The 1966-nt window shown below is 70.2% G+C and carries 1 protein-coding gene; it reads left to right on the plus strand.

The features are described 5' to 3' along the window. Positions 1 to 79 precede the first annotated feature (79 nt). On the plus strand, positions 80 to 1966 hold a 1887-nt coding region (locus FDZ70_09885), incomplete at its 3' end, for a potassium transporter TrkA (GenBank protein TLM69026.1).

Below are 1966 nucleotides of genomic sequence, written 5' to 3' on the forward strand. Positions count from 1 at the left end.
CGACGAGCATAGCGCATGGGCGCGTCGCGCGCTCATGCGCGCCCCACGTGGGCGCGCCGCGACATGGGGAGGCTCTTCGATGCGCAAGGCGACCTTCAGGCAGCGGATCGGCTACCGGTTCGACACGTTCATGGCGCGGGGGACCTCGGCGATGCTGCTCGGGCTCGCGGTCGCGACCGTGCTCGTCATCGCGGTCGCGGCGCTGCTCGTGCTGCTCACCGGCACCGCGCCTGACGGCCAGAGCCTCGTCGCGCTGCTGTGGATGGGCCTCATGCACACCATCGACTCGGGCGCTGTGGGCGGCGACGCCGGGGCGCCGTTCTTCCTCGGCGTGATGCTCGCCGTCACCGTGGCCGGCATGTTCGTGTTCGGCGCGCTGATCGGCATCCTCAACACGGGCCTCGAGTCGCGCCTCGACGCCATGCGCAAGGGCCGCTCGGTCGTGCTCGAGAGCGGGCACACGCTCATCTTGGGCTGGAGCCCGCAGGTGTTCACCGTCATCTCGGAGCTCGTCGGGGCGAACGAGAGCCGCAAGAGCGGTGCGGTCGTGGTGGTGCTCGCGGACGAGGACAAGGTCGAGATGGAGGACGCGATCCGCGAGCGCGTGCCCGACACGAAGAACACGCGGGTCATCTGCCGTTCCGGCTCACCGGTCGACCTTTCCGACCTGGAGATCGGCAGCCCGCACGAAGCGCGCTCGATCATCGTGCTGCCGGTCGGCGAGGACCCTGACGCGCACACGATCAAGACCGTGCTCGCGGTGACGAACAACCCCCATCGCCACGAGGAGCCGTACCACGTGGTGGCGCAACTCGCCGACGCGCGCAACGTCGACGTGGTGCGCATCCTCGGCGCGCGCGACACGGTGCTGCCGATCCTCGCGAACAACCTGATCGCGCGCGTGGCCGCGCAGACCTCGAGGCAGAGCGGCCTGTCGGTGATCTACACCGAGTTGATGGACTTCGGCGGCGACGAGATCTACATGACGTCCGAGCCGGCGCTGACCGGGAAGACCTACGGCGACGCGCTCTCCGCGTACGGCGACTGCTCCGTGATCGGGCTGCAGCGCGGCGACGGCACCGTGTGGGTCAACCCGCCCGCGGACGCCTCGATCGCCGCCACCGACCGGATCGTGGCGATCGCCGAGGACGACGATCGCGTCTTGCTGTCCGGCACGGCGCCCGCGCCCGACGAGCGCGTGATCCGCAGCGGCGACGTGACGACCGAGGCGCGCGCCGAACGGGCGCTCGTGCTCGGATGGAACGCGTCGGGGCCGGTCATCGTGCACGAGCTCGACGAGTACGTCGCGCCGGGCTCGCAGGTGACGATCGTGTGCGATGCGGACGGCGTGGAGGACGCGATCGCCGCGCACGGCGGCTCGCTCGCGAACCAGACGGTCACGGTGCGGCAGGGCGACATCCGCGACCGGGCGCTGCTCGAGTCGCTCGGCGCCGCCGACTACGACCACGTGATCGTGCTCGCGTACGCCCATCTCGGCGCGCAGCAGGCCGACGCGATCACGCTCGTGACCCTGCTCCACCTGCGCGACATCGCCGAGCGGGACGAGACGCCGTTCTCGATCGTCTCCGAGATGCTCGACCTGCGGAACCGCGAGTTGGCCGAGGCCACCAAGGTCGACGACTTCATCGTCAGCGAGCACCTCGTGTCGCTGATGCTCGCCCAGCTGTCAGAGAACGCCACGCTCGCCGCCGTGTTCGACGACATCTTCGACGCCGAGGGCTCCGAGATCTACCTGAAGCCCGCGGTCGACTACGTGGCGGTCGGCGAGGCGGTCGACTTCTACGCGGTGGTCGAATCGGCGCGGCGGCGCGGCGAGACCGCGATCGGGTACCGGGTGATGGCCGACGCGCGCGACGCCTCGAAGTCGTACGGCGTGTGTGTGAACCCGCCGAAGGCGTCGAAGGTGACGTTCGGCGGCGAGGACCGCGTGATCGTGCTCGCCGAG

The sequence above is a fragment of the Actinomycetota bacterium genome, from assembly GCA_005774595.1.
In the GTDB taxonomy this organism is placed as follows: Bacteria; Actinomycetota; Coriobacteriia; order Anaerosomatales; family D1FN1-002; genus D1FN1-002.